We start from the raw sequence: 2,532 nt of genomic DNA, 5'->3' as shown, positions 1-2,532 counted from the left end.
GCGTCCCTTTTTTTATGTCAATATGGTTAAAACTAGTAAAGCATCGGCAGTGTCATTAGACCTAGTACGACGGCGATCATTACTAATCCTTGCTTTTGAGAAGATGAAATCATAACACTGCTCCTTTATTAATTTGTTAGTTCGTTAATAAGAATAGCATGGTTTTTGATGTCTTTGCAATACAAACTTATCGTAGCGGTTGTTTATGACAGTTTTCTTCCTTAAATGTGGTTGTTTTGACAAAAGAAACAGTGTTTTTATCAAGATTACTATTTGCTCTTTGGCGTATTTTGTTCGAAATTGCATTTTAAGTTATTGTTTTAAAGTGATTTTTGTGGGGTTTTTAACTGATTCATTATTGGCCTTGTTGTTTTGAGGTTTTGGTCTATGTAATGGGTGTAGCCTTTGTTTGTTGTGGTTGAAGGTGGCGACTTTATCTAAATTCTTATCGATTGAGATTTTTCAGTCTGATGCGATGGATATTTTACAACAGAATGTATAGCTTTAAAGCGATACATTCGAAGCTAGGTCGTAACAGAATTTGCTGCACATTTTTTCTTTAAAAGCATTAATTAACATGTGGTTAGCTTTATATTTTTCTAAGGATAGTGCTTTATTATTGGGGGATTTGGCGTGATAAATAAGATTGGCTATTCATACTCGTAAAGTACTGGCAACCAATTCTCGATGCAAACGTTTGCTAATTATTTTTGTTTAAATGACACGTCTTGGAATGCGTTGAAGAAAAACAAAGCCTGTCAATGTTGAACTTATTTAATCTAAGACAAGTCCAACTTTTCAGTCTAACTACTGGACATGAAAATCGAGCTTCTTACACTGGTTTAGATAATAAGAACTAGGTGTAATTATGTGGAGTTGGCTTGCGATAGGTTTATCGTCGTTGCTATTTATTTTTGCTGCTGAAAAGGGTGACAAAACTCGAAGTGTCATCTTTAGTGCGGTCACTCATGGATTATTGCTAGTGCTACTGCTTAACACCGACGGTATCAACGAATACCAATGGTGGTTAGCTCTAGGGCTAGGTATTTTTTTAATCAGCGACCTTGGCCAACAACAAGCCCGATTCAATAAAGTTAGCTTTATCGGTTATATCGTTGCGCAAGTGGTGTATAGCGTGGGCTTTTGGGGGCAGGTACAAAGCCAGTTTGTGTTGTGGTTACCAGCACTATTATTGTGTATCGCTATTGTTACCTTTTTCCTCCTTCTTCCTCGCCTTGACTCTTTTCTGCTACCAGTGGCAGTGATGGGGGTATCCTTAATTAATGTAATGTGCGCGGCAGGGGAAGTCTGGTTGTTTCATCTTGACTGGCGTACCCTGCAGGCCTTTTTAGGTAGTTTATGTCTTAGTGCGTCTGCCATGATGTGGGGCTTGGACAAGTACCACTTTCGAAGTGGTCGAGCCCGATATGGAATCTCTGGAAGCTATTACCTTTCTCATGCGTTGATTGTCTCCTCTGCTATCGTTCCGGGTGTTTTGTGAGCTTGGCTTGCGGTAGATCATTCCTCTTTTAGGGATTACGGGTAATATTCCGGCATACAATTTCAATGGGAATACCATAATGACGACAGCAATCCATGCTCATAAAGTACTTAATTTACTCCGTGACAAAGCGATGACTCGTGATGACTTGGTCACAGCAGTTCACGATCAATTTGGTAAAAATGCTGAATTTCGAACATGTAGCCGAGAAGGTTTTGACTTAGAGACACTACTAAGCTTCTTCATTGAGAAGCAAAAAATCATTGAACAACAAGGCCTGTGGCAGCTCAATGTTGAGCGAGTTTGTTCTCATTAAGCGATAATCAATAAGCCTGCTATACTCACGCGAATTTCTCCCGCAAGCAGGCTTTAATCCATGGACATATTATCTGCAGCGACCATGATGTTTCTTATTATGGACCCGCTTGGCAACCTTCCTATCATACTATCCATACTCAAACACCTTGACCCTAAGCGTCGACGTATGGTGTTGATTCGAGAGCTTTGTGTTGCGCTTGCGATCTTGATGTTATTCCTATTTGCTGGGAAAGGTATCCTAAGCTTTCTTCATGTTGAGCCTGAAACATTAAGCATTTCTGGGGGAATTATCCTCTTCATCATTGCGATTAAGATGATTTTTCCACAAGCCGGCAGCGTGACTGGGTTGGCGGCGGGTGAAGAGCCTTTCATTGTTCCGATGGCAATTCCAATGATTGCTGGGCCGTCAGTGATCGCAACGATTCTACTCTTATCGACGCAACATCCCGATAATCTCGCAGAGTTATCTGTCGCGGTGTTGCTTGCTTGGGGGGCGACTTTCTTTATTTTAATGTTCTATAGCTTCTTCCACAAACTATTGGGTGAACGCGGTCTTAAGGCTGTTGAGCGATTGATGGGTTTGTTATTGGTGATGATATCAACACAAATGTTCTTGAATGGAGTGAAGGGCTATTTGATGCACTAAGTGAGTCAGTGCATGAGTTGAACTCAGCGTTAAAAAAAGCCGCATAAGCGGTAATGCCGATCAGTTA

3 protein-coding genes are annotated in these 2,532 nt (G+C 40.6%); all 3 read left to right on the top strand.

What is annotated here, in order from left to right:
- Positions 1-868 precede the first annotated feature (868 nt).
- Positions 869-1,501, top strand: a complete 633-nt coding sequence (locus AB4405_RS16305) for a lysoplasmalogenase (RefSeq protein ID WP_102470763.1) — start codon at positions 869-871, stop codon at positions 1,499-1,501.
- Positions 1,502-1,580: 79 nt separating this feature from the next.
- Complete coding sequence (locus AB4405_RS16300) at positions 1,581-1,817, top strand: YecH family metal-binding protein (RefSeq protein WP_102470762.1); 237 nt, start codon at positions 1,581-1,583, stop codon at positions 1,815-1,817.
- Between the two features lie 60 nt (positions 1,818-1,877).
- Positions 1,878-2,465, top strand: coding sequence for a YhgN family NAAT transporter (locus AB4405_RS16295; protein WP_102470761.1), 588 nt, complete (start codon positions 1,878-1,880; stop codon positions 2,463-2,465).
- The last annotated feature ends 67 nt before the right edge of the window (positions 2,466-2,532 follow it).

The organism is Vibrio sp. 10N.261.51.F12 (genome assembly GCF_041471725.1).
Lineage (GTDB): Bacteria > Pseudomonadota > Gammaproteobacteria > Enterobacterales > Vibrionaceae > Vibrio.
Note: the sequence above shows the minus strand (reverse complement) of the source record. Positions and strands in the feature narration are given on the sequence as shown.